This window comes from Rhizobium tropici CIAT 899 (assembly GCF_000330885.1).
Classification (GTDB): domain Bacteria; phylum Pseudomonadota; class Alphaproteobacteria; order Rhizobiales; family Rhizobiaceae; genus Rhizobium; species Rhizobium tropici.
In genome coordinates this window covers 1550892-1573623 of the sequence record NC_020059.1, presented here as the reverse complement: position 1 = coordinate 1573623, position 22732 = coordinate 1550892, and the positions used below count along the sequence as shown (strand labels likewise).

Annotated in this window: 20 protein-coding genes and 1 tRNA gene; 11 read left to right on the top strand and 10 right to left on the bottom strand. The window is 59.1% G+C overall.

From position 1 onward, the window contains the following. Positions 1-39: 39 nt before the first annotated feature. A complete protein-coding gene (locus tag RTCIAT899_RS07665; protein ID WP_015339648.1) occupies positions 40-654 on the top strand; it encodes an FMN-dependent NADH-azoreductase in 615 nt (204 codons plus the stop codon). A 52-nt stretch (positions 655-706) separates the two neighbouring features. Here RTCIAT899_RS07665 and RTCIAT899_RS07660 read toward each other — a convergent pair whose 3' ends face one another. Further along, positions 707-1288, bottom strand: a complete 582-nt coding sequence (locus RTCIAT899_RS07660; protein ID WP_015339647.1) for a TetR/AcrR family transcriptional regulator — start codon at positions 1286-1288, stop codon at positions 707-709. A 105-nt stretch (positions 1289-1393) separates the two neighbouring features. Here RTCIAT899_RS07660 and RTCIAT899_RS07655 point away from each other — a divergent pair, with 105 nt between their 5' ends. Next, positions 1394-2170, top strand: a complete 777-nt coding sequence (locus RTCIAT899_RS07655) for an SDR family oxidoreductase (RefSeq protein WP_015339646.1) — start codon at positions 1394-1396, stop codon at positions 2168-2170. 113 nt (positions 2171-2283) lie between these two features. Here RTCIAT899_RS07655 and RTCIAT899_RS07650 read toward each other — a convergent pair whose 3' ends face one another. Further along, complete coding sequence (locus RTCIAT899_RS07650; protein ID WP_015339645.1) at positions 2284-2622, bottom strand: HlyU family transcriptional regulator; 339 nt, start codon at positions 2620-2622, stop codon at positions 2284-2286. A gap of 37 nt (positions 2623-2659) precedes the next feature. Then, positions 2660-3874 (bottom strand): threonine ammonia-lyase, encoded by a 1215-nt coding sequence (ilvA, locus tag RTCIAT899_RS07645; protein ID WP_051043253.1) that lies wholly within the window; start codon positions 3872-3874, stop codon positions 2660-2662. A 392-nt stretch (positions 3875-4266) separates the two neighbouring features. On the opposite strand from ilvA, the gene RTCIAT899_RS07640 reads away from it, so the two are divergent. Both RTCIAT899_RS07640 and RTCIAT899_RS07635 read left to right on the top strand, forming a co-directional pair. Further along, the gene (locus RTCIAT899_RS07640; RefSeq protein WP_015339643.1) at positions 4267-4608 is read left to right on the top strand and encodes a hypothetical protein; all 342 of its coding nucleotides are present in this window, start codon (positions 4267-4269) and stop codon (positions 4606-4608) included. An 88-nt stretch (positions 4609-4696) separates the two neighbouring features. Then, a tRNA-Leu gene (locus RTCIAT899_RS07635) sits at positions 4697-4782 on the top strand. Between the two features lie 79 nt (positions 4783-4861). Here the strand turns inward: RTCIAT899_RS07635 and wrbA are convergent. Next, a complete protein-coding gene (wrbA, locus tag RTCIAT899_RS07630; protein WP_015339642.1) occupies positions 4862-5461 on the bottom strand; it encodes an NAD(P)H:quinone oxidoreductase type IV in 600 nt (199 codons plus the stop codon). A gap of 240 nt (positions 5462-5701) precedes the next feature. Between wrbA and RTCIAT899_RS07625 the strand changes: the two genes are divergently transcribed. The 5 genes from RTCIAT899_RS07625 to RTCIAT899_RS07605 all read left to right on the top strand — a co-directional run bounded on the left by RTCIAT899_RS07625 (position 5702) and on the right by RTCIAT899_RS07605 (position 13849). Continuing rightward, positions 5702-6475 carry a competence/damage-inducible protein A gene (locus RTCIAT899_RS07625; protein ID WP_041677859.1) on the top strand — a complete coding sequence of 258 codons (774 nt, stop codon included), beginning with the start codon at positions 5702-5704 and terminating at the stop codon, positions 6473-6475. Between the two features lie 114 nt (positions 6476-6589). Next, positions 6590-7435 carry a universal stress protein gene (locus RTCIAT899_RS07620; protein WP_015339640.1) on the top strand — a complete coding sequence of 282 codons (846 nt, stop codon included), beginning with the start codon at positions 6590-6592 and terminating at the stop codon, positions 7433-7435. A 315-nt stretch (positions 7436-7750) separates the two neighbouring features. Continuing rightward, positions 7751-8248, top strand: a complete 498-nt coding sequence (gene gpt / locus RTCIAT899_RS07615) for a xanthine phosphoribosyltransferase (protein ID WP_015339639.1) — start codon at positions 7751-7753, stop codon at positions 8246-8248. A 775-nt stretch (positions 8249-9023) separates the two neighbouring features. Then, positions 9024-12821, top strand: a complete 3798-nt coding sequence (locus tag RTCIAT899_RS07610; protein WP_015339638.1) for a vitamin B12-dependent ribonucleotide reductase — start codon at positions 9024-9026, stop codon at positions 12819-12821. A gap of 371 nt (positions 12822-13192) precedes the next feature. Beyond that, positions 13193-13849: a hypothetical protein gene (locus RTCIAT899_RS07605; protein ID WP_015339637.1), complete on the top strand. Its 657-nt coding sequence runs from the start codon at positions 13193-13195 to the stop codon at positions 13847-13849. 37 nt (positions 13850-13886) lie between these two features. Here RTCIAT899_RS07605 and RTCIAT899_RS07600 read toward each other — a convergent pair whose 3' ends face one another. After that, positions 13887-14297, bottom strand: a complete 411-nt coding sequence (locus RTCIAT899_RS07600) for a hypothetical protein (protein WP_041677372.1) — start codon at positions 14295-14297, stop codon at positions 13887-13889. Between RTCIAT899_RS07600 and RTCIAT899_RS07595 the strand changes: the two genes are divergently transcribed. Further along, entirely contained in the window at positions 14298-15221 is a 924-nt protein-coding gene (locus RTCIAT899_RS07595; RefSeq protein ID WP_015339636.1) for an acyltransferase family protein, read from the top strand. A 90-nt stretch (positions 15222-15311) separates the two neighbouring features. On the opposite strand, the gene RTCIAT899_RS07590 is transcribed toward RTCIAT899_RS07595, so the two are convergent. Next, the gene (locus RTCIAT899_RS07590; protein ID WP_197923092.1) at positions 15312-16430 is read right to left on the bottom strand and encodes an alpha/beta hydrolase; all 1119 of its coding nucleotides are present in this window, start codon (positions 16428-16430) and stop codon (positions 15312-15314) included. A gap of 311 nt (positions 16431-16741) precedes the next feature. On the opposite strand from RTCIAT899_RS07590, the gene RTCIAT899_RS07585 reads away from it, so the two are divergent. Continuing rightward, positions 16742-18364, top strand: coding sequence for an ABC-F family ATP-binding cassette domain-containing protein (locus RTCIAT899_RS07585; protein ID WP_015339634.1), 1623 nt, complete (start codon positions 16742-16744; stop codon positions 18362-18364). 18 nt (positions 18365-18382) lie between these two features. Here the strand turns inward: RTCIAT899_RS07585 and RTCIAT899_RS07580 are convergent, their stop codons facing one another. From RTCIAT899_RS07580 to RTCIAT899_RS07565, 4 genes are read right to left on the bottom strand one after another with little or no spacing between them, the layout of a single operon-like run. Next, on the bottom strand, positions 18383-19396 hold the full coding sequence (locus tag RTCIAT899_RS07580; protein WP_015339633.1) for an OmpA family protein: 1014 nt from the start codon (positions 19394-19396) through the stop codon (positions 18383-18385). Continuing rightward, a complete protein-coding gene (locus RTCIAT899_RS07575) occupies positions 19390-20328 on the bottom strand; it encodes a hypothetical protein (RefSeq protein WP_015339632.1) in 939 nt (312 codons plus the stop codon). The genes RTCIAT899_RS07580 and RTCIAT899_RS07575 overlap by 7 nt, the downstream gene beginning before the upstream one ends. Further along, positions 20328-21146: a hypothetical protein gene (locus RTCIAT899_RS07570; RefSeq protein ID WP_015339631.1), complete on the bottom strand. Its 819-nt coding sequence runs from the start codon at positions 21144-21146 to the stop codon at positions 20328-20330. Before RTCIAT899_RS07570 ends, RTCIAT899_RS07575 begins: the two co-directional genes overlap by 1 nt. Further along, a complete protein-coding gene (locus tag RTCIAT899_RS07565) occupies positions 21124-22572 on the bottom strand; it encodes a hypothetical protein (protein ID WP_015339630.1) in 1449 nt (482 codons plus the stop codon). Before RTCIAT899_RS07565 ends, RTCIAT899_RS07570 begins: the two co-directional genes overlap by 23 nt. Positions 22573-22732: the final 160 nt, after the last annotated feature.

Sequence of the window (22732 nt, the reverse complement as noted above, 5' to 3'; positions counted from 1 at the left end):
CCCAGCCGATTTAGCAACTTATTGAAAAGGAAAACGGATATGTCCTCTATTCTGCTTCTGACCTCCAGCCCGCGTCCGGACTCGCTCTCCACCAAGATCGCCACCGAGCTGGCCGAGAAGATCAAGGCCAACAATCCGGGCAAGACGCTCGTCAAGCGCGACCTTGCGGCCGACAATCTCCCGCACATCGACGGCCCCTTCACGGTCGCCATCCGCACGCCGGCTGACGCCCGCACGCCCGAGCAGCAGGAACTGGTCAAGGTTTCCGACGCGCTGATCGACGAGCTGCTGGCAGCCGACACGCTTGTTATCGGCACCGGCCTCATCAACTTCAACATCTATTCCTCGCTGAAGACCTGGATCGACAACGTCGCCCGCGCCGGCCGCACCTTCACCTACACGGAAACCGGTCCGAAGGGCCTTGCTACCGGCAAGAAGGCCTATATCGTGCTAGCCTCCGGCGGCGTCTACTCCGAAGGCCCGGCTGCCCCGCTGAACCATGCCGTTCCCTACCTGAAGTCCGTACTCGGCTTCATCGGCATCACCGATGTCGAGACCGTTTACATCGAGGGCATCGCTTTTGGTCCGGAAGCTGTTGAGAAGGCAATCGGCGCCGCCCAGGCCCGCGCTTCCGAGCTGGCTCTCGCCGCTTAATCAATTACTTATTCAGATGATCACAGGCGGCCGGTTAAAACCGGCCGCTTTGCTATTGTGCCTGCGGCAGCGCCTTTACGAACTGTTTCACGGTCTCCAGAATTTCGCTCGAAAGAGCCTCGTCATCCGCCACACGCGCGAGACCGAGCGCCCCGGTCATCAGGCAGGAGGCGATAATCGCCTTTCGCCTTGCTTCGGCAGTTTCCGGCTCCGGCATGCGCGCCGTCATGGCATTGAAATTCCGTCGCAGGCCTTCCGTCGCAACGGCGCGGACCGTCTCGCTGCTACGCGCCATATCCGCCGTCAGCGCCGCATAGGCGCAGCCCTCGCCGCAATGATCGCGATGACCTTCGCTGAGATAGGTATCGACATAATCGTTCAGCGAGATGGTCTCGGGGACGATCCCCTTTTCCTCCTGCTGCCGCCGCCATGACCCGATCGCCGATTCGACGGCTTCTGCGACCAATTCATCGCGAGAGGCGAAGTGCTTGTAGAAGCCGCCGACGGTAAGCCCCGCCTCCTTCATGAGGTCGGCGACGCCGATCCCTTCCAATCCCTCTTCGCGCAGGCGCTTGGCAGCCAGCGTCACGATGCGTTCGTGCGTCTTCTGCTTTTCCAATTGTGAGCGGCCCATCGAAAATCCTTTCATGCCCGGCTTGACAAAGTGGATTACAATCATAATCCTTATAGATAACGATCATAATCCAGATCGTGACAAAAGCCAACAGGAGCTACGAATATGCGTCTCAAGAACAAAGTTGCCGTCATCACCGGCGGAAACAGCGGTATCGGCCTTGCCACCGCCCGCCTCTTCCTCGCCGAAGGCGCCAAGGTCGCCATAACAGGCCGCAACGCCAAGACATTGGCCACGGCAGCGGAACAACTCGGCGGCGACGTGCTGGCATTGCAGGCCGACACCACCGATATTCCGGCCCTAGAGAAAGCCTTTGCCGAGGCTGCGGAAAAGCTTGGAAAGTTCGATGTGGTCTTTGCCAATGCAGGCATTGCCGGGGATACGCCGCTCGGCAAAACGACGCTTGAGCAGTTCGAAACCATCGTCCGCATCAATTTCACCGGCGTCTTCTTCACGGTGCAGGCCGCCCTGCCATATCTGAACGATGGCGGCTCGGTGATCCTGAACGGCTCCGTGCATGCCGTTCTCGGTATTCCCGGCGCTTCGGCCTATGCCGGCACGAAGGGCGCCGTTCGCGCCATGACCCGCAATCTCGCTTCCGAGCTTGCGCCCCGCGGCATCCGCGTCAACCAGGTCACACCGGGCGCCACCAAGACACCGATCTGGGACCCGCGCGCCAGCACGCCGGAGGCTCTGGATGCGCTGCAGGCCCGCTTTGGCGGCCTGAGCGCGCTCGGCCGCATGAGCGAAGCCGACGAGATCGCCAAGGCCGCGCTCTACTTCGCTTCCGACGATTCCGCCAATGTCACGGCGATCGAAATCACGGTCGACGGCGGCGCCGTCAACGCCCCCGCCGGCGCGAAGATGTTCCGCACGGCTTGAGCCCCTGCGAAAATCCAATCAGTTATCGATTTCAAAGAATATTCTGGGGCCGCCAAAAGCACATGCGGGAGGCGGCCCTGCATCAAACGCATTCTAGGGGATCCGTCCGAAGATCAGACCTGGCGAACCTTTTCGCCGTCGCCGAAGAGGCCGGCGCCGTTCTGGTCGATGATCTGCTGGCCCTTGCGGAAGGTCGATTCCACCGCATCGTCCGACGAGGTGAAGACATCGGCGCGGATGAAATTGCGCACCAGGATCTCGCCGTTCACATCCTTCTCGATCCGGCCCATAAGCCGGAACTGATTGCCCTCGCGCTGCGGCGTCGCATAGATCGTGCAGCCGGCATGCACCTGGGGCTCGACGCTGACTGTCGAGCCGCCGGACTTTTCCGTGCCAGCCTGCGATGCGCCGCCGGTGAAAATCGAAAGGATATTTGAAAAGAACGAAGCCATGGATCGCCTTTAGCATGAAGGTTGCAGGGTCGCAAAGTCAAATGATCAGGTTTGCCAGGATCTCGTTTTCAGTGATGTCCTCGTAGCCCATGCCGGAACTTTCAAAGTTCGCGATAAGCTGTTTGAAATTATCCGGATTCTTCGTCTCGATGCCGATCAGGATGGAGCCGAAATTGCGGGCACTCTTCTTCAGATATTCGAAGCGGGCGATATCGTCTTCCGGGCCGAGCATGTTGAGGAAATCGCGAAGCGCGCCGGGGCGCTGCGCCAGACGCAGGATGAAGTATTTCTTCAAGCCGGCATAGCGCATGGCGCGCTCCTTGACGTCGGGCAAGCGCTCGAAATCGAAATTGCCGCCGGAGACGACGGCAACGATGGTCTTGCCGCGAATGCTGTCGCGATCGAGCTTTTCCAGTGCCGTGATCGCCAGCGCGCCAGCCGGCTCCAGCACGACACCTTCGACATTCAGCATATCGGTAATGGTGACGCAGATGGCGTTTTCCTCAATGAGCGTCACCTGCTCGGCCGCGAAGTCCTTGAGCGCGGCGAAGTTCAGCTCGCCGATACGGCCAACGGCAGCGCCATCGACGAAATTATCGACCTTGGCAAGCGTGACCACCTGCCCCGCCTCTATGCTGCGGCGCAGGCTCGGCGCGCCGGCTGGTTCGGCGAAGGTGAAGGCATCACGGGGAAGCGTATCGGCAAAATAGCCGGTGATCCCGGCGGCAAGGCCGCCGCCGCCGACGGGAAGCAGAACATGGTCGGGGATAATACCATCAGGCAGCTGCTCGGCGATCTCGGCAGCGACCGTCGCCTGCCCCTCGATGATATCGGCATGATCGAAAGGCGGCACCATGACGCCGTCGATCTTTTCGACATGTTCGCGCGCCGCCTGATAGCACTGATCGAAGAAATCGCCGAAGAGCTTGATGGTGATGAACTCACCGCCGAAAATGCGGGTCTTATCGATCTTCTGTTGCGGTGTCGTCACGGGCATGTAGACCACGCCAGGCACGCCGAAATGACGGCAGACGAAGGCAAAGCCCTGGGCATGATTGCCGGCGGATGCGCAGACGAAAGTCTTTCCCGTACCGCCTTCGGCAATCACCTTGCGGAAGAAATTGAAGGCGCCGCGGATCTTGTAGGAGCGAACCGGCGTGAGATCCTCACGCTTCAGCCAGATATCGGCGCCATAGCGGGCAGAAAGATGCTCGTTCAGCTGCAGCGGCGTTGCAGGAAAGAGGCCACGCATGGCCTTTGTGGCTTCGAGAACAGTCTGTTTGTCCACGGTCTATCCGTCCTTCTTCAATCCGCCTCCGCTATGGCACAGGAAAGATGAGCAAAGAAAGCCTGTTTATCGCGCTTTCGGACCTGCGATAGCGGTATTCGCCGCACTGACGAGTCATTAACTATTTATGCCCCTGACTGCGGAAACCCCTAAATCTGTGAATTGACAGCCAAGCTCCCCCCGCGTCCAATATGACACAGCCATCATGATGATGGTTAGAGGCCCGCCCTAAAACCGATCCGTCGGCTCCGGCGGGCTTCGCTTATCCATGCTGGCATTAACTTATACTTGCGCATACGATTGAGAATCGCGCGAAAGATGTTTATCCCAGTTTTGTTCAAGGGGAGAACATCGTCATGCGCCTTATGCGCCCAGCTATAATCGCTTTCACTCTTGCGGTGCTTGCTTCCTGCGCCTCGCAGGAAAAAAGCTTCGAGAAGAACATCCCCATTATGAAGGAAAGCCCGACGGCACGAGCACAGGTCATCGACAAGTGCATGTCGCAGCGCCTGCCACCGGAAACGCTGGATGAAATCGCTTTCTACGTCAAATCTCAAAGAAGCGACGCAAAGCGGCTCTTTTGTCAGCGACTGATGAACGGTGTGGTATCGGGAAAGATCAGCTATGCTGATTTTAAGGCAATGTTCCAACATAAGAAGGTGACACCGGCGCTTGTCAGCGTGCTCAAGGGTCGCTGAGCCGAGCATGTCAGGTTCACGCCGATCGGCCCCTTCCTGCAAAACAATCCTTGACTGAATCGCTCAAGTGCTTGATGGGGAAAGGCACGCGGACGTGGCGAAACTGGTAGACGCAAGGGACTTAAAATCCCTCGGCCTTTGGCTGTACGGGTTCGACCCCCGTCGTCCGCACCAAAATCAAATTCCATCAAAATCCCAATGAAAAAGGCGCAGCTTTCACCGCGCCTCTCTCAATCGATGTGTAGAATTCAAATCAAGCCGTGAGCTTGGCAGCAATCTTGGCGACATGGGCGCCCTGATACTTTGCGGCTTCCAGTTCGATTTCGGACGGCTGGCGCGAGCCGTCACCATTGGTGATGGTGGAGGCGCCGTAGGGCGAGCCGCCCTTGACTTCTTCCGTGCCCATCTGACCCTGGAAGGCGTAAGGGAGGCCGACGACGGCCATGCCGTGGTGGAGGAGCGTCGGGATGAAGCCGAGGATGGTGGATTCCTGGCCGCCGTGCTGGGTTGCGGACGAGGTGAAGACCGAGCCGACCTTGCCGACGAGCTTGCCGCCGAACCACAGGCCGCCGGTCTGATCCCAGAAATTGCGCATCTGCGAAGCGACCGTGCCGAAGCGCGTGCCGGCGCCGACGATGATGGCGTCATAGTCTGCCAGTTCGTCCGGCGTTGCGATCGGGGCTTCCTGATCGAGCTTGAAGTAGGAGGCCTTGGCGACCTCTTCCGGAACGAGTTCCGGCACGCGCTTGACGATGACTTCGGCACCGGCCGACTTTACGCCTTCCGCGACGGCATAGGCCATCTTCTCGATGTGACCGTAAGCGGAATAATAGAGAACCAGAACCTTAGCCATGAAAACGTCTCCCGTTTGTTGGACGCGTTGAATGTCGAGGAATGTTGTATCAGCGATGCGACAGGGGCGCAGCCCCCACGCTCAGAACGCAGTGTTCATCCTGTGTAGACGGAAATTCACTTGCAACATCTTGTTATGACCAGCGGCCCAGCAAAAGGAGCGTTTGCATTCGCCGCAAACAGCGCTACCTATCTCGGACCTTTTTGAACGCGCCGAATGCGCATTGTCCTGGATATCTTCATGTCGAACGAAACCATTGTCACAGCCGCCATGCTCGCCATCGGCGACGAATTGCTCTCCGGCCGGACCAAGGACAAGAATATCAGCCACCTCGCCGACGTGCTGCTGCTGGCCGGCATCGACCTGAAGGAAGTCCGTATCGTGGCCGACGAAGAGGACGCCATCGTATCGGCGCTGAACGCCCTGCGCGGCCAATATGATTACGTCTTCACGTCCGGCGGCATCGGCCCGACCCATGACGACATCACCGCCGATGCCATCGCCAAGGCCTTCGGCGTGCCCTGCGAGCACGACGCCGAAGCCATGCGGATCATGGGTGAAATGTATGCACGGCGCGAGATGGAGTTCACCGAGGCTCGCCAGCGCATGGCACGCATGCCCGTGGGATCAAAGCATATTGCCAATCCGGTCTCGACCGCACCCGGCTTCAACATCGGCAATGTCTATGTCATGGCCGGCGTGCCGCAGGTTTTCCAGGCGATGCTCGACAATGTCATCCCGACGCTGAAGACCGGCGCAAAGGTGCTGTCAACAGCGATTTCCTGCCCCTATGGCGAGGGCGAGATCGGCACGCCGCTCGGCCTCATCCAGAAGGCGCATCCGGATACCAGCATCGGTTCCTATCCGCGCTATGTCGGCCAATTTTTCTCGACCGAGATCGTCGTCAGAGGCCGCTCGGCGGAATTAGTCGAAAGTGTCGCAGCGGAAGTACGTGCAATGATCGAGGCCATCGGGCAGTCGAAATCCAAGGAAAATCAGTCGGCTGAGGCCTGACTCTCAACGAGGACGTGTACTTCCGGGGAACTCTGAGACCATTCAGAGCATTATCTTGTAGCGGAATGCTGATATCATGATCCGATCCAACCCTTCCGCATGGGAGATCTCTTCATGTCCTACAAAACGATAGTGACCGTTCTCGACAATCCCGACAATACGCGCATTGCTGCGGAGTTTTCGGCAGCGCTCGCAAAGGAGCACGGCGCCCATGTCGTCGGGCTTCATGCGGAAATCGTCTCGACCGTGCCGCTGGTGGCGCCGATGGAGATTCCGGACCCTGTCGCGGTCCAGGCGCTTCAGGAGGTCGCCCATAATCAGGCGGTCGAAATCGAACGGGTGTTCCGTTCGAAGATGGAAGCCGCCGGTCTCGACTACGAATGGCACAGCTTTGCCAGCACGGTCGGCTACGGCACCGAACCGCTGATCGAAAGTGCCCGCAGCGCCGATCTTCTGGTGGCCGTGCAGCCGGATCCTTCGAAATACGCCGATACTCAGGTCGATGTCGAAACCTTCCTGTTCGACAGCGGCCGGCCGGTCCTGTTGATCCCCTACATTCTGAAGGAGCCGAAGCCCGTCCGCCGTGTGCTGATCGCCTGGAACGGCTCCAAGGAAGTGGCGCGTGCCACCTTCGACGCCCTGCCTTTCCTCAAGGCTGCGGATTCGGTCGAGATCCTTTCCGTCAGCACGTCGGAAAAGGATCCGCATCCGTCCAAGGAAACCGGCGTCCGGATAGCCGCGGCGCTGACACGCCACGGCGTTCGCGCCAAGTTCGAGACGGCAGCCTGCACCGGCAAATCGACGCCATCGCAGGTCATCGAAAACCGGCTGGCCGACGACAGTATCGACCTGCTGGTCATGGGCGCCTATACGCATTCCTGGCTGTGGCAGATGATCTTCGGCGGCACGACGCGCACCCTGCTGCAATCGATGACGGCGATGACGCTGCTGGCCCGCTGAACGGCTGAAAACTCAATTCCTGTGGCAACCGGTGTGAATGTGCACCGGTTGCACCCCTTGCAGCTATTGCCTTTTGCCAGCAAATCCAGCAGAAAGCAGCGACCGATGACAGAATTCCCGCCAGGGAACCGTTCGCGCGGTCTAAGGAGCATGATCCCGAAAAGCCCAGGCTTTTCCCGGATGAGATCCTGTTCAAGCAGATAGCAAGCGAATCGCGTTCCGGATTTGGTTCTTGGTCCGCGCCCAGCGCGGGGTCTGCTCAGGGTCGCCGGCGCTGCCGGTGCGTCATTATTCCATGCCCCGGAGCTTTCTGCCATGTCCCTGCCCGATAAAGCCTTTCCCGTATCCTGGGATCAGTTCCATCGCGATGCGCGCGCGCTTGCCTGGCGGCTTGCCGGCCTCAACCGTGAGTTCAAGGCAATCGTCTGCATCACCCGCGGCGGCCTCGTGCCGGCCGCCATCATCTCTCGCGAACTCAATATCCGGCTGATCGAGACGGTCTGTGTCGCCTCCTATCACGACTATTCCAGCCAGGGCGAAATGAACCTGCTCAAAGGCATCGCACCGGAGCTGTCGGTCAACGGCGGCGAAGGCGTCCTCGTCATCGACGATCTCACCGATACCGGCAAAACGGCCCTCGAAGTTCGCGCCCTGCTGCCGAAGGCGCATTTCGCCTGCGTCTACGCCAAGCCGACAGGTGTTCCCACGATCGACACCTTCATCACAGAGGTTAGCCAGGATACCTGGATCTACTTCCCCTGGGACATGGGCTTCACCTATCAGGAGCCGATCGCCAAGGGCCATCGTGGCTGACCTGCCGGCTATCGGCAGCGCGAATCAGACCCGATCTGATGGCGATGCCGAAATCCGATTCGAATAACGGTAATAGAGGTGGGCGCTGCGGCGCCCACTAGATTTAGTGGACGTCGCTTTGATGGGAATGCGTGGGATTCAAGGGTTTCCACGCGAATCATGATGCTCTACGGCATGATTTTGCCGTGCTGCCAATGGTATCCAGGTCACGGTCACAATTTTGTCGCTTTCGACACCGGCGGTGATAATAGTTGTTGCGCCAACGGTCGTACGAAGGGCGAGCATCCCCCCTCAAGTTCTTGAATCTCTTGCTCTACTGGCGTTTCCCCAGTTTCCACAGGCAAGCCCACAAGATATTGTGGTTAGCAATCCGTTACAAACCACCCCTTGACGGAATCGGGTCTTTCAAAGTTAATGGACGACGTTGCGGCGGCGACTGGACCAGGCGGGGTTACGAGGGCTGGTTCTCAATTCGAAATCGGATTTGGATTCAAGGCGTTTCACCTGTGCAGGTGGCCCGCCGTGAGGGTTTTTGTGCCGGTATCGAGACTGCCGAAAAAATATATGCGGGGACTGGCGGCAACAAGCTGTTAATACTATATTTAGTGTTTGCAGCCACCATCACCACAAGATACAGGAAAGACATCTCCGGGTGACACCTCCTGTCAAAGAGCGGATCGGAAGCTGGCTGCGCGTTGAATTCGCGATGCCGGAATGAGAATTTTTGCGCCCTGTTTTCATGCAGGCGCACACCAACGAATGAAGGATTGGGACCATGCGCATCGAACGTCGTTTTACGAAGGCCGGCCAGTCACCCTATGCGGACATCGAATTCCGCAAGGCGACGAGCGAGATCAAGAATCCTGACGGTTCGATCGTGTTCCGCCTCGAAAACATCGATGTACCCGCGCAGTTCTCGCAGGTTGCCGCCGACATTCTCGCGCAGAAGTATTTCCGCAAGGCCGGCGTGCCCGCCAAGCTGAAGAAGGTCGAGGAAAACGACGTTCCTTCCTTCCTGTGGCGTTCCGTGCCCGACGATGCGGCGATGAAGGATCTGCCCAAGGATCAGCAGAGCGGCTCGGAAACCGATGCGCGCCAGGTTTTCGATCGCCTCGCCGGCACCTGGACCTATTGGGGCTGGAAGGGCGGCTATTTCTCGTCGGAGGAAGACGCCTCTGCTTTCCAGGACGAGCTCGCCTATATGCTCGCCACGCAGCGCGTCGCACCGAACTCGCCGCAGTGGTTCAACACCGGCATGCATTGGGCCTATGGCATCGATGGTCCCGGCCAGGGCCACTATTATGTCGACCCTTTCACCGGCAAGCTCACCAAGTCCAAGTCCGCCTATGAGCATCCGCAGCCGCATGCCTGCTTCATCCAGTCCGTCGAGGACGATCTCGTCAACGAGGGCGGCATCATGGACCTTTGGGTTCGCGAAGCGCGCCTGTTCAAATACGGTTCGGGCACTGGCTCCAACTTCTCGATGCTGCGTGGTGAGGGCGAAAAGCTCTCCGGCGGCGGCCGCTCCTCGGGCCTGATGAGCTTCCTGAAGATCGGCGACCGCGCTGCCGGCGCCATCAAGTCGGGCGGCACGACCCGCCGCGCCGCCAAGATGGTGGTCGTCGACATCGACCATCCGGATATCGAGGAATACATCAACTGGAAGGTCAAGGAAGAGCAGAAGGTTGCCGCCCTCGTCACCGGCTCCAAGATCGTCGCCAAGCACCTGAAGGCGATCATGAAGGCGACGGTCAATTGCGAAGGCGACAATGACGATTGCTTCGACCCGGCCAAGAACCCTGCCCTGAAGCGCGAGATCCGCGCTGCCAAGAAGGATCAGGTTCCGGAAAACTACGTCCAGCGCGTGATCCAGTTCGCCCGCCAGGGCTATACGGATCTCGAATTCAAGACCTACGACACGGACTGGGATTCGGAGGCCTATCTCACCGTATCGGGCCAGAACTCCAACAACTCGGTTTCGATCAAGGATGACTTCCTGCGCGCCGTCGAGAATGATGGCGACTGGAGCCTGACCGCCCGCAAGGACGGCAAGGTCGTCAAGACGCTGAAGGCCCGCGACCTCTGGGAATCCATCTCCTACGCCGCCTGGGCATCGGCCGATCCGGGTCTGCACTTCAACACGACGATGAACGACTGGCACACCAGCCCGGCTGCCGGCCCGATCCGCGCGTCCAACCCGTGCTCGGAATACATGTTCCTCGACGACACGGCCTGCAACCTCGCTTCGCTGAACCTGATGACCTTCAAGGACGCAGCGACGAAGCGCATCAACATTGCCGATTACGAACACGCCGTTCGCCTCTGGACCGTCGTTCTCGAAGTTTCCGTGATGATGGCGCAGTTCCCCTCGCGCCGCATCGCCGAACTTTCCTATGAATACCGCACGCTCGGCCTCGGCTACGCCAATATCGGCGGCCTGCTGATGTCGTCGGGCATTCCCTACGACTCGGACGAAGCCCGCGCTATTGCCGGCTCGCTGACCGCGATCATGACCGGTGTCGCCTATGCGACCTCGGCCGAAATGGCCTCCGAACTCGGAACCTTCCCGATGTTCAAGCCGAACCGCGAAAACATGCTGCGCGTCATCCGCAACCATCGTCGCGCCGCTTACGGCGAGACCTCGGGCTATGAGAACCTGTCGGTCAATCCGGTGGCGCTGGTCCACTCCGACAATCCGGACCAGGATCTCGTCGCCCATGCCAAGGCTGCCTGGGACAAGGCGCTGGAACTCGGCGAAAAGCACGGCTACCGCAACGCCCAGGCAACCGTGATCGCGCCGACCGGCACGATCGGTCTCGTCATGGATTGCGACACAACCGGCATCGAGCCGGACTTCGCCCTGGTGAAGTTCAAGAAGCTCGCCGGCGGCGGCTACTTCAAGATCATCAACCGCGCCGTTCCGGAAGCGTTGCGCACACTCGGCTATTCCGAAAGCCAGATCGCCGAGATCGAGGCCTACGCTGTCGGCCACGGCAACCTGAACCAGGCTCCGGCCATCAACCCGTCGACGTTGAAGGCCAAGGGCTTCACGGCCGAGAAGGTCGATGCCGTCAACGCCGCTCTCAAGAGCGCCTTCGACATCAAGTTCGTCTTCAACCAGTGGACGCTCGGCGCCGACTTCCTGAAGGGCACTCTGAAGGTGTCCGACGAGCAGATGGCCGACATGAGCTTCAACCTGCTCGACCATCTCGGCTTCTCCAAGAAAGACATCGAAGCCGCCAACATCCATGTCTGCGGTGCGATGACGCTGGAAGGCGCGCCGTTCCTGAAGAACGAACATCTGGCTGTCTTCGATTGCGCCAACCCCTGCGGCAAGATCGGCAAGCGTTACCTCTCGGTCGAAAGCCACATCCGGATGATGGCGGCAGCACAGCCGTTCATCTCGGGCGCCATCTCCAAGACGATCAACATGGCCAACGAAGCAACCGTCGAGGATTGCAAGAACGCCTACATGCTGTCCTGGAAGCTCGGCCTCAAGGCCAACGCGCTCTATCGCGACGGCTCCAAGCTCAGCCAGCCGCTGAACGCCTCGCTGATCGAGGATGACAGCGACGAGGATGCGCTGGAGGAATTCCTGCAGGCTCCGGCAGCCGCACAGGCCGTCACCATCACGGAAAAGATCGTCGAGCGCGTCATCGAGAAGGTCATCCGCACGCAGGAAAAGCTTCCCGGTCGCCGCAAGGGTTACACCCAGAAGGCCAAGATCGGCGGACACACGATCTTCCTGCGCACCGGCGAATATGACGACGGTCGTCTCGGCGAAATCTTCCTTGACATGAACAAGGAAGGCTCGGCTCTGCGCGCCTTCATCAACAACTTCGCGATCTCCGTCTCGCTCGGCCTGCAGTATGGCGTGCCGCTCGAGGAATATGTCGATGCCTTCACCTTCACCAAGTTCGAGCCGGCCGGCATCGTGACTGGCAATGACGCCATCAAGAACGCCACGTCGATCCTCGACTACGTGTTCCGCGAACTGGCGATCTCCTATCTCGGCCGCCACGATCTTGCCCATGTCGACACGTCCGACTTCAACAACACGGCGCTCGGCCGCGGTGTTTCCGAAGGCAAGGCCGATGTCGTCTCCAAGGGCCTGACCCGCGGCTACAAGCCGACGCTGGTTCCGACATCGGGCGAGCGTTCGGCAGACGCCAAGGGTTCAGCAACGGCTGCCCCTGCCCGCGCCGCCTCGCTCTCGACCGTAACCGCCTTTGCTGGCAACACGGTCCGCAAGCTGGAGCCGACAAGCTCCGTCTCGACCTCCGAAGTCGTCGCCTTCAAGCGCGACTATGAGGAGCGTGCCAAGGAACTGGCCGAAGAGATCGCAGAGGAAGTTATCTCCGAATCCGCGACGGGCCTCTTCAGCGATAACGCAGCAAGCGAAGCTGCAAATGCCAAGACGGAAGCGAAGAAGCTGGAATCAGAACGGCGCGCCCGCTCCATCATGCAGGGCTACACCGGCAACATGTGCACCGAGTGCCAGAACTTCACGATGGTCCGGAATGGAACTTGCGAGAAGTGCGACACGTGTGGGGCAACGAGCGGCTGCAGCTGACCACGACAAGGTATTACTCTGGGCGGCCATCCGCCCGGTAGGAAATGCATCCGGATAAGGACTACACGGATCGTAAGCTTGCCAATCCGGTTTCAATATCAGCTAGATTTTCCGGACAGAATCTGTCCGGAAAATCCAACCAGGAACAAACCAAGAATCTTGAGGAGAGGTAAATTGAAGGATGCTGCGGTGACGCGGCTTGGAAATACAAAAGCCGAATCCTACTGGATTCGGCTTTTGCGATCACGAATAAGCTGAAACCATTCGTGAGGCGAAGTAACGTTCTCCGCCCTGTGGCAAGGTGATTATATGGAGAGTCGCGTACGAGAGTCGAGTTGGGTTTCGGCGTTTATCAACGAAAAGGATGAGCGATGGCTCAGATTCCTAAATTCGGATTTTCAGCATTTCTGAAACTCCTTAACGCTAACCCGAAGCCACAAAAGCGCCTCGTGCGAGATCGATATCGGCCCAACAAAGGTGGATACGACTACCATAAGAGTCTTAGATTGAGGGTGCAGCAGATCGCGTTCGGCGAGCTTTCCTTTCAACAGGTATTCGATTCAACGTCTGAAATTACAAAACTTTCCGAGCGAGAGTCGGCGCGGCGTGGGCTCAAGCGTTTCTTCGAATGGAAGCAGCAGAACTCCGGCGCAATTGAAACCACCAAAGGCCTCCTCTTCCCAAGCCCGAAGGGGCTCTATAAGGTGGAATTCACGCCCAACTTTCTCCTTGAAATAGAGGGGCGTCGCACCGCGGTCCATCTCTGGAATACTCAGTTTCGTCTAAGTGGCCAGTTGGTGAGAGCAGCGCTCAGCACGGTTGCTACGCGTTACCCTCTTGAAAATAGGCCTGACGATTTCGCCGTCCTCTCGCTGCAGGATGGCTCTATCTATAAGTGGTCGGAAGCGGATAGGGAGCTTGCGCTCCTCGGAGAGAAGCTGCTGGAGTTCCTGGACAACCAATTTGAGGTTGCGCGGAATGAACTTGGGCTATCAATCGGTCCGGAAGCGCCATCGCCTCATCTGTGATCTTTAAGCCGTCTAGCACCGACCAAACAAGATCTGGTTAGTCAGATATGGGAGCCAAAATCAGCCCCAGGCGTTTCTGCTTGGGGCTGAAACTATTATGTAAACCGCCCATGCCCCTCGGGCGGCGCTGTACATCGGAACTCCGTATCAAGAGAAGCCTTGAACTATACGCGCCATAGCCCCGCATCCGAAATGCCCGATTTCGAACACGAAATGGCGGAATATCATCCATTTTGATTGAAATTGTTGCCACCAGCCATATCTGCCGTACTCCAAGCCATTTCGCATGAGTATCCGGCCTTTCGACGCATTCTATTGCTAAATCGGCCATCAGGGCATCAGCGATAGTAGTCCAGTCGCAGGAGGCACCATCCTGAAAACCGGCAACGATATCAAGAGCATCCAGTATCTGCGCGCCATCGCGGCGATCGCCGTCCTTTGCTTCCATGTGAGCGAAACATACGGCCTGAACTTCAAGATCGGAGCGGCGGGCGTCGATATATTCTTCGTCATCAGCGGCTTCATCATGTGGGTTACGACGGTTGGAAAACCGATCGGCCCGCAGGAGTTCATGTGGCGCCGGATCATCAGGATCGTGCCGCTTTACTGGATTGCGACATCGGTAACATTCGCCGTGGCCGTGTTGAAACCGCAATTCTTCTTCGACACGAATTCGAGCGTCGGTAATCTGTTGGGCTCGTTGTTTTTCGTGCCTATCGTCAAGGATGAAGCGCTCCAACCCGTCGTCGAACAGGGCTGGACCCTGTCCTACGAGATGTTCTTCTATCTTATCTTTTCGGTTTCATTGCTCCTGCCGGAGTTCCGTCGGCTATGGTTCCTGATCGTGATCCTGGGGGCCGTGGTCGTTGCGCATTTCCTGCTGCCCTCTGGATATGCCAGTATTTTTACGCAGCCGATCATTCTGGAATTTGCCGCTGGAATCGTCATCGGGCATCTGTGGAAGCAAGGATATCGCCTGCCCTTTCGCGTCGCCATTGGCTTGATGATCATCGGGGTCGTGCTGCTGGTCGCGAGTGACCCGCTGATCCATCTGGAACGCGCCGTGCGCTGGGGTTTGCCGTCGATGCTGCTGTTATCCGGCGCAGTTTTTGCGGAGCGGGAGCGAGGCGTGCCGCAGCTGGCATTCCTGCATTTCCTGGGGGATGCTTCCTATTCCATCTATGTCTGGCACGTCCTGACGGGCATCCTGGTCACGGCGCTGCTTTTGCGCCTCGGGGTGCCGCACGATATGCAGCCGATGCCGATCGCATTGGGTTCGCTGGCCTTTGCTATCGTTTTCTACTTGGGCATCGAGCGCCCGATACAGCGAAAAATGCGATCGTCGCGCCCGCGGCCGGCCTATCGCAACTGAAGCATGAAAGTGGATGGCCGGATCACGATAAACCCCAGAAGCCTCACCACCTGCATGTGCTCGCGATGGGGATCGACCATTCGAGAAAACTTACGGCACCGCTCCGGATAGTTTTGCAGTCGCATCGATAACCGGGCAGGCTTGCGGCACCGGGCGATCGAACAGAACAGCAATGCCGCAATCCGATGTAAACATCGCTTCGTCATCATGTCCCACGCCCGGCACCTCGACGACCTTCTGATTGAGGTCGGATGGATGCCGCTTTCTCATATAGTCGAAATAGGTCAGCCCGCGCGCGAGCCGATAGGGTCCCTGCGCCATTGCTCCGCAGGAGCGATCGATGAAATGGGTGTAGGGGTTCGTGTCTGCCTGCCCCAGCAGATAGACGACATTGTGCGCGGCATATCTGGTTTCGAGGAGTTTCGGATCCTGTGTGGACACGTAAGGCGGTGCGCCGGTCAGACCATATCGCCATTGCACCGCCTTCGGGCATGACGCCAATCCGGCCTGCTGATCTTGCAAGGCCGGTCGTTCGTTGTCGAAATAAAGATAGCTCGAGGGATTGGCGACGAGGTAGCGGACGGAGATGCCGGCGCTCGTCAAATCTTCGATCTCTCTTCCGGCCACGGCATAACGCTGGACCAATTGCGCTCCCGCCGAATGTCCCATCACGACGATGGTCTTCAGAGACGGATACAACCGACGATCGGCGAAATGCTTGAGCAGGGCATCAAGCGCGGCAAAAGAACTGATCGGCGCCGGCTGACGCGCGGCTTCACCGCCTTTCCAGCCATTTTGCGTCCAGGCGAGCGTCTGCGCACTCAGCGAAAACGCATCCACATCGGGCCTTATCAGGAATTGCGGCGCAACCACCATCGTACCGTCGGCGATATCGCCGGCCTTTGCGAGCAGCTCCTCTCCGGCTGCGTAGTAGGCATCGGCATTTCGGAGCGTGCCATGAATTATGATCAGCACCTTCGTCACATCGGGCGATGCCGCTTCGATCGCATGATCCGCATAGACCGGCAACTCCCCTTTGCCATCAGGCGTGTCGAGGAGCAGGCGCTGATCCGCGATCTCCTTAACTGGTTCGTTGAGCCGCTGATGTTCGGAAGCCGCACTGGCCAATTGAGCTTCGCCCGACATGCCGATGGCGATCAGCGCTGCGATCGTCAGTCGGGCGCAAACCCGGCCCTGAATGCTTCTCATAATCTTCATCTGTAAAACTCGGCTGAGACGGATGACAATGAATATAGCGACTTCCAACCACGCAGAAGACAGCCGGCGATCCGATCAAGCACCGGTCCTGCTGGAAGCCATGCTGCTTGAACGAACGCGCGGGCAGAATCCGTCGCTGCGGCGAAAGTTTCTCTCCCGCATGGCAAATAGGCGGACCGGAAATTGTCGCCCTTGAACGTCAGTTCGCTATCGATCTTACATCTCCGCCCGAAAACCTGCGACAGAGCGCCCAACCCGTGGCATAAGGCCCCCGAAAAACTTTCTTCGGGCTACGCGTAACCATGATTCGTATCGAAAATATCAGCAAACAGAACAGCCACCGCATCCTCTTCATCGAGGCATCCGCTGCCCTCAACAGAGGCGAGAGCGTCGGGCTGGTCGGGCCGAACGGTGCCGGCAAGACGACGCTTTTTCGGATGATCACCGGACAGGAGCAGCCCGACGAGGGGCAGGTTTCCGTCGATAAGGGCGTCACCATCGGCTACTTCAATCAGGATGTCGGCGAGATGGAGGGGCGCAGTGCCGTCGCGGAAGTGATGGAAGGTGCCGGTCCCGTCAGCGCCGTTGCCGCCGAACTTCGCGAACTCGAAGCAGCGATGAGCGATCCGGACCAGGCCGACAGGATGGATGAAATCATCGAGCGCTATGGCGAGGTGCAGGCGCGCTATGAGGAACTGGATGGCTACGCGCTCGAAGGCCGCGCCCGCGAAGTGCTGGCGGGCTTGAGCTTCAGCCAGGAGATGATGGACGGCGATGTCGGCGCGCTGTCGGGCGGCTGGAAGATGCGCGTGGCGCTTGCCCGCATCCTCTTGATGCGTCCCGACGTCATGCTGCTCGACGAACCGAGCAACCATCTGGATCTTGAGAGCCTGATCTGGCTCGAATCCTTCCTGAAGGGCTATGAAGGCGCGCTGCTGATGACCTCGCACGACCGCGAGTTCATGAACCGCATCGTCACCAAGATCATCGAAATCGACGCCGGCAACCTGACCAGCTATTCGGGTGACTATGAATTCTACGAGCAACAGCGCGCTCAGAACGAAAAGCAGCAGCAGGCGCAGTTCGAGCGGCAGCAGGCGATGCTTGCCAAAGAAATCAAGTTCATCGAGCGCTTCAAGGCGCGCGCATCGCATGCTTCGCAGGTGCAGAGCCGCGTGAAGAAGCTGGAAAAGATCGATCGCGTCGAGCCGCCGAAGCGCCGCCAGACCGTCGCCTTCGAATTCCAGCCGGCACCGCGCTCGGGCGAAGACGTCGCCGTGCTGAAGAACGTTCACAAGACGTATGGCAGCCGCACCATCTATGAAGGACTGGATTTCATGGTACGCCGCCGCGAGCGCTGGTGCATCATGGGTATCAACGGAGCCGGCAAATCCACGCTTCTGAAGCTGGTCGCCGGCTCGGCGCAGCCGGATGAAGGCAGCGTGGCGCTCGGCGCCAGCGTGAAGATGGGCTATTTCGCTCAGCACGCCATGGATCTGCTGGATGGAGAGCGCACCGTATTTCAGCAGCTCGAACATGATTTTCCGCAGGCAGGCCAAGGCTCCCTGAGAGCCCTTGCCGGCTGCTTCGGCTTCTCTGGCGACGATGTGGAAAAGAAATGCCGCGTGCTGTCGGGCGGCGAGAAGGCGCGGCTCGTCATGGCGATCATGCTTTTCGATCCGCCGAACCTTTTGGTGCTCGACGAGCCGACCAACCATCTCGATCTCGACACCAAGGAAATGCTGATCGAGGCGCTGTCGCAATATGAAGGCACGATGCTGTTCGTCTCGCACGACCGGCATTTCCTGGCAGCACTCTCCAATCGCGTTCTGGAGCTGACGCCGGAGGGCATCCACCAATATGCCGGCGGTTACACCGAGTACGTGGAGCGCACCGGCTATGAAGCACCCGGCCTCAGAAGCTGATGACAAGCCGAACGAGCACTATTGCGTGTTCGTTGAGGGCGCGGCACCGGCATTGATGATGACAACGGGGGCCGTCCTACCCCGCACACGGATTTCGATGCGGCGTCGTGCCTCGACGGCGCCGCGCTGACCCGAGGTGACGGTATCGCCGGGCAGGATGAGCTGCGCGGCGGACATCGGCAGGATCGTGGCATCCTTCAGTTTCGGATTGGCCTTGAGCACATTGGCGACGGCAATGGCACGGGCAAGGCCAAGTCCGGCATTGTCGGCGGGCAGCAGCGCTGATACCGGCAGCTTGCCGTCCATCGCGCTGATGATCGTATCGTCGAGATTGGATTTTTCGCGCGCCACCGGCTGCTCGTCCGTGTGGCCGATCACCTCGACGATATTGGCGCCATAGAGGCTCAGATTGCTGGCGATTTCGTCTGTGATCGTCGTGCTGAGAAGCTGGGCGAAAGTGCCTGTCAGTTCGGCGCTTCCCGATTGGAAATAGTTTTTCTTGGCATCGTCGAGATTGATGATGGGCGGCCAGTCGTGCATGCCGTTCCCGCCGCCATTGCTGGCCAGAAGCTTATTGACCGCATCGGCGGCTGTCGCGAGCGAGATGTCATGTTCCCTCAGAACGGCCGCGACCTTGGACAGTGATTGCAGATCGGCCGGGGTTGCGCCCTGGTCCGTCACGCTATCTAGCGCTTCTTTCGCCAGCACCAGCTCCCGCCATTGCTTGTCTACCATCGCCTTGTCCGCCGCTGTGAGATTGCCGGAGACGACCTTGGACTGAAGAAGCACGATCTCGGCCGCCTGCTCCGCCCGCTTCTTCTCCAGCACTGCGACCTGTTGCTCGACTTTCTCAAGCTTCCGCTCGACCTCGTAGCGCTTGCTTCTCTCCGCCGAAATCAAGGCGGCTGCCACGAGCAGCAGGCAGAAGACCAAAAGCAGCATGGATTCGGCCATCGTCAGGCCAAGGATGAGGCCACGATTATAGCCCTTGTGCTCCAGTTTCGGCTTGTTGTCCGAGCCTCCTACTACCATAGATGCCACCAGCGTTTTCGCGGCACGATTTCATTTGTCGGCATCGCATCCCGATCGGCGGCGGATGATCTCGGCGACGCGTGCCCCATCGCCTCCGCCATGCGGCCGAGCGCCACTTCGATGTTGCGCAGCGGCTGCAATTGCGCCTCCGACATCTCCTTGATCGCGGTGATTGCCGGCGCCAGCTCGGCACGCACGACATCCTCGGGGGAACGGATTTCCTCCAGCTTCCTGCCGACATTTTCGACGGCGGCGCCGAACGTGCCGATGATGTCGGACAACTGCGATGTCGTCGTCGTCAGCTGCGCCGCCGCGTCATTGATCGGCGTCACGGCCTGCTTCGCCAGCATTTCGAGAATCTTGTTGATTTCCTGACCATTGCGTTCGGCCTGCCGCGCGATCTCCTCGAATCCTTCCGACAGCATCTGGTTGCTGACGCGCCGGTAATGCGAGAATTCACGCGAGGAGGAATCGAGTTCGGTGCGCACGCGCCGCGTCATCTCGGCAAGCTCATGGCGCACGCTGCGCTCGATGTCGATCGGGTCGCGCCGCATCTGGTTGAAGAGGATACGCAGCGTCACGCCGGCAATGGTCGAGGTGATGGCAATGCCGAAGTTGCGGACGATGGTCTCGATCGATGTTTCGCCAGCAAAGAGATAGAGCGATACGCCCAGGCTCGAGAGGGTGAAGAGAAAACCCATGTAATAGAGGTTGTCGCCCGCCTGCTCATTGTGCAGCCGGAACCCGGCAACGGCGAGCGATACGATAAAGTAGACCCCCATCAGCACGAGCGGCACGCCGGTCACGATGGGCAGCGACCAGCCCATGAGCTTCGCCGACCAGATGAAGATCATGCCGCCGACGGTGATGGAGGCGAACAGCACCATCGGCCCGTAATCCCGGATGAGATATCTGGCATCGGTATTGGCCATCAGCGTATCCCCTCCAGCCGCACGAAGCCGCCAAAATCACCCTTGTTGTTCTTGATCCACTGCGCCCAGAAATTCGCAAGATCCTCCATGCTGAACTTCATGTTGGGCCTTTGAAAGGCGAGAATCTTGACTGTGACACCGCTCAGCGACGTGCGAAAGCGGTCGTTCGCAGGGCTGTTCTGGTATCTCTGATAGGAGACGCCATCCTTGTAATTAGAGAAGGCGGCGGTGTGCTCGATCATGTCGGAGGCGATGTAGAGGCGCTTCGGGATGCCGGCCGGCGCATTGGCGAAGACCTCCAGATTGATCTTCTGGATGGCTGCCATGACCGGCGACAGCCTGCCGGACTCACCCGCGGTCAGCTTGCCGGCGATATCGGCAAGCGGCTTCTGGAAGCCCTTCTCCCACCGCGCCTGCGCCAGACGCGGATTGCTGGTCCACTCGTCGACATTTGCGCCGCTTCCCGGATTGCAACCATGGAAGGTCTGGATCAGTTCCCCTTCCTTCTCGGTGAGCGCATAGATATCGATCGCGCCGCCGATTGGCACATCCGCAACGATCTTCTGGAACTGGTTGCGCAGATCGAGCGCCGTCGTGTCTGATATCGGATCGGTGACATCGAGGAGGATGGCCGTTTCCGCTTTCGGGCCATCAATCGGGCAGAGAGACGCCTGGTCGACCGCGACATTGCCGCTTGCCTTGTAGCGCAGCCAACCATAGGCGCCGACGATCCCGAGGGACAGGACGGCGAGACAAACCGTTGCGATGATGAGACCGGCGGATCCGCCGCGCCGGCTACGCCGCTTGCGTCGAGCCAAGGATGCTCTCCGGGAAAAGATTGTCGAGCTGATGGTATTTCTCGATGGCGCGCTCGAATTCGTCGCCGATCCGTTTGATCTGCTCCGACAATTCCGCCTGGGCGCTCTGGATGCGTGCGCCGAGTACCTTGTCGTCCCATTCCTCTTCGGTGCGAATGACAGGTGTCAGGCGCTCCATCTTGTAAGCGGTTTTGAAATAGGGTGGCTCCGCCTCGGTTCGCGCAGCACGGTTCGCATCGCGATAGGAGGTGAGCAGCACATTGGCGGCGCGCTCGAGATGGTTCTGGTGTTCGGCAAAAAGGCCTGCGGTCCTCGCACGATGGGCGATGATGGCAGCCGTTTCCTGCCGGCGCAGCGAGAGGTCGCGGATGATTTCCTCGATCTTGCTGTTATGCTCGTCGCGGATTTCGCGAAGATCTTCGATGAGATCGAGCTTGCGGTCGATATAATTGTCCCTCGCCGCATCGAGACGTTTCTGCACACCAGCAAAGCCGGGGTAAGGATCGGTCAGATAGCAGCCGTCGATGAAGGCGACGAGCGAGAACATCAGACCAATGGCAAAGAGCATCCATGAGTTCAGTTCTTGCAGCCCGAGCGGTGCTGCCTTCAGACGCTGGATGACCTCAGCGCCGGCCCCGCTCAAGATCGTTGCAGAGACCTCGCGATAATGCGCCAGAGCAATATTGATGCCCAAAGCCACGGCGACATAGGCGACAAGCCCGAGGAGACCGAGCAGCTTCAGCGCAAAGGAGCGATGCACCAGAAAGCGAACGCAGAAGAAAGAGAACATCAACGCCGTGCCGATGTTCAGGAAGGCGAAGGCGGCCGCCTCGGTTACACCACCGACGAGGCCCTGCTCGCTTCCCTTGGCCAGAAAGCTGCCGTTCATCACCATTTCGATGAGCACGAGGAAGACGATCAGCGAGACCTTGAAGCCCCAGGCTGCCCTGCTGGAAACCTTGGCGGCCCGCTGCAGCTTGTGCCTGGCCTTGAAGCCCACCATCTCGTCCTCGGCCGTCTTCAGCTTGCGGCGCAGGCCGTGAAGCTCGTCGACGCCGCTTGCCACTTCCGCCTTGAAATCCGAGACGCTTGACGCATTCGCCTGACGGATCAGCCCGAACTGCCCCTCGAAATCGAGGTTGCGCAAGCGGCCGTCGAAGGTCTGGAGCTGGTCTTCGAGGGTTTGATAGGAGCTTTTCTTCTCCGCCTCGACCCAGGCGACGATGCGCTGCTCCGTCTCGTCATGCGATTGCGCATCCGGCGGCGGCCGGTTCTGACGCCCAGCTGCGGCTCCCTTTTCTTTCAGATCGAGGGTCGCACCCAGCTTTTCGATATCGACGACGGGAAAAACGTCCGTCGAGGCACGGAAATCATGGCTGGTCTCTCGAACGCTATCCCAGAGACGGTTGAGGGCTTCGAAACGCAACGATCTTCCCCGGCGAATTCATCAACTTAGAAAGGACAATTGAGAAATCGATATCGCACCGGTTGTCCACGGTCCAGAGCGATCTAGCCGAAGTTAGGATGTGATTGTGGTAAAGACTAGCCCAAGCCTACGCCGAACGAAAAAGCCTCCGATTCAAGTG

Coding starts and splice junctions, on each gene's coding strand:
- RTCIAT899_RS07665 (WP_015339648.1), top strand. CDS start 40: ATGTCCTCTATTCTGCTTCTGACCTCCAGCCCGCGTCCGGACTCGCTC.
- RTCIAT899_RS07660 (WP_015339647.1), bottom strand. CDS start 1,288: ATGGGCCGCTCACAATTGGAAAAGCAGAAGACGCACGAACGCATCGTG.
- RTCIAT899_RS07655 (WP_015339646.1), top strand. CDS start 1,394: ATGCGTCTCAAGAACAAAGTTGCCGTCATCACCGGCGGAAACAGCGGT.
- RTCIAT899_RS07650 (WP_015339645.1), bottom strand. CDS start 2,622: ATGGCTTCGTTCTTTTCAAATATCCTTTCGATTTTCACCGGCGGCGCA.
- ilvA (WP_051043253.1), bottom strand. CDS start 3,874: ATGCGTGGCCTCTTTCCTGCAACGCCGCTGCAGCTGAACGAGCATCTT.
- RTCIAT899_RS07640 (WP_015339643.1), top strand. CDS start 4,267: ATGCGCCTTATGCGCCCAGCTATAATCGCTTTCACTCTTGCGGTGCTT.
- wrbA (WP_015339642.1), bottom strand. CDS start 5,461: ATGGCTAAGGTTCTGGTTCTCTATTATTCCGCTTACGGTCACATCGAG.
- RTCIAT899_RS07625 (WP_041677859.1), top strand. CDS start 5,702: ATGTCGAACGAAACCATTGTCACAGCCGCCATGCTCGCCATCGGCGAC.
- RTCIAT899_RS07620 (WP_015339640.1), top strand. CDS start 6,590: ATGTCCTACAAAACGATAGTGACCGTTCTCGACAATCCCGACAATACG.
- gpt (WP_015339639.1), top strand. CDS start 7,751: ATGTCCCTGCCCGATAAAGCCTTTCCCGTATCCTGGGATCAGTTCCAT.
- RTCIAT899_RS07610 (WP_015339638.1), top strand. CDS start 9,024: ATGCGCATCGAACGTCGTTTTACGAAGGCCGGCCAGTCACCCTATGCG.
- RTCIAT899_RS07605 (WP_015339637.1), top strand. CDS start 13,193: ATGGCTCAGATTCCTAAATTCGGATTTTCAGCATTTCTGAAACTCCTT.
- RTCIAT899_RS07600 (WP_041677372.1), bottom strand. CDS start 14,297: ATGGAAGCAAAGGACGGCGATCGCCGCGATGGCGCGCAGATACTGGAT.
- RTCIAT899_RS07590 (WP_197923092.1), bottom strand. CDS start 16,430: ATGAGAAGCATTCAGGGCCGGGTTTGCGCCCGACTGACGATCGCAGCG.
- RTCIAT899_RS07585 (WP_015339634.1), top strand. CDS start 16,742: ATGATTCGTATCGAAAATATCAGCAAACAGAACAGCCACCGCATCCTC.
- RTCIAT899_RS07580 (WP_015339633.1), bottom strand. CDS start 19,396: ATGGTAGTAGGAGGCTCGGACAACAAGCCGAAACTGGAGCACAAGGGC.
- RTCIAT899_RS07575 (WP_015339632.1), bottom strand. CDS start 20,328: ATGGCCAATACCGATGCCAGATATCTCATCCGGGATTACGGGCCGATG.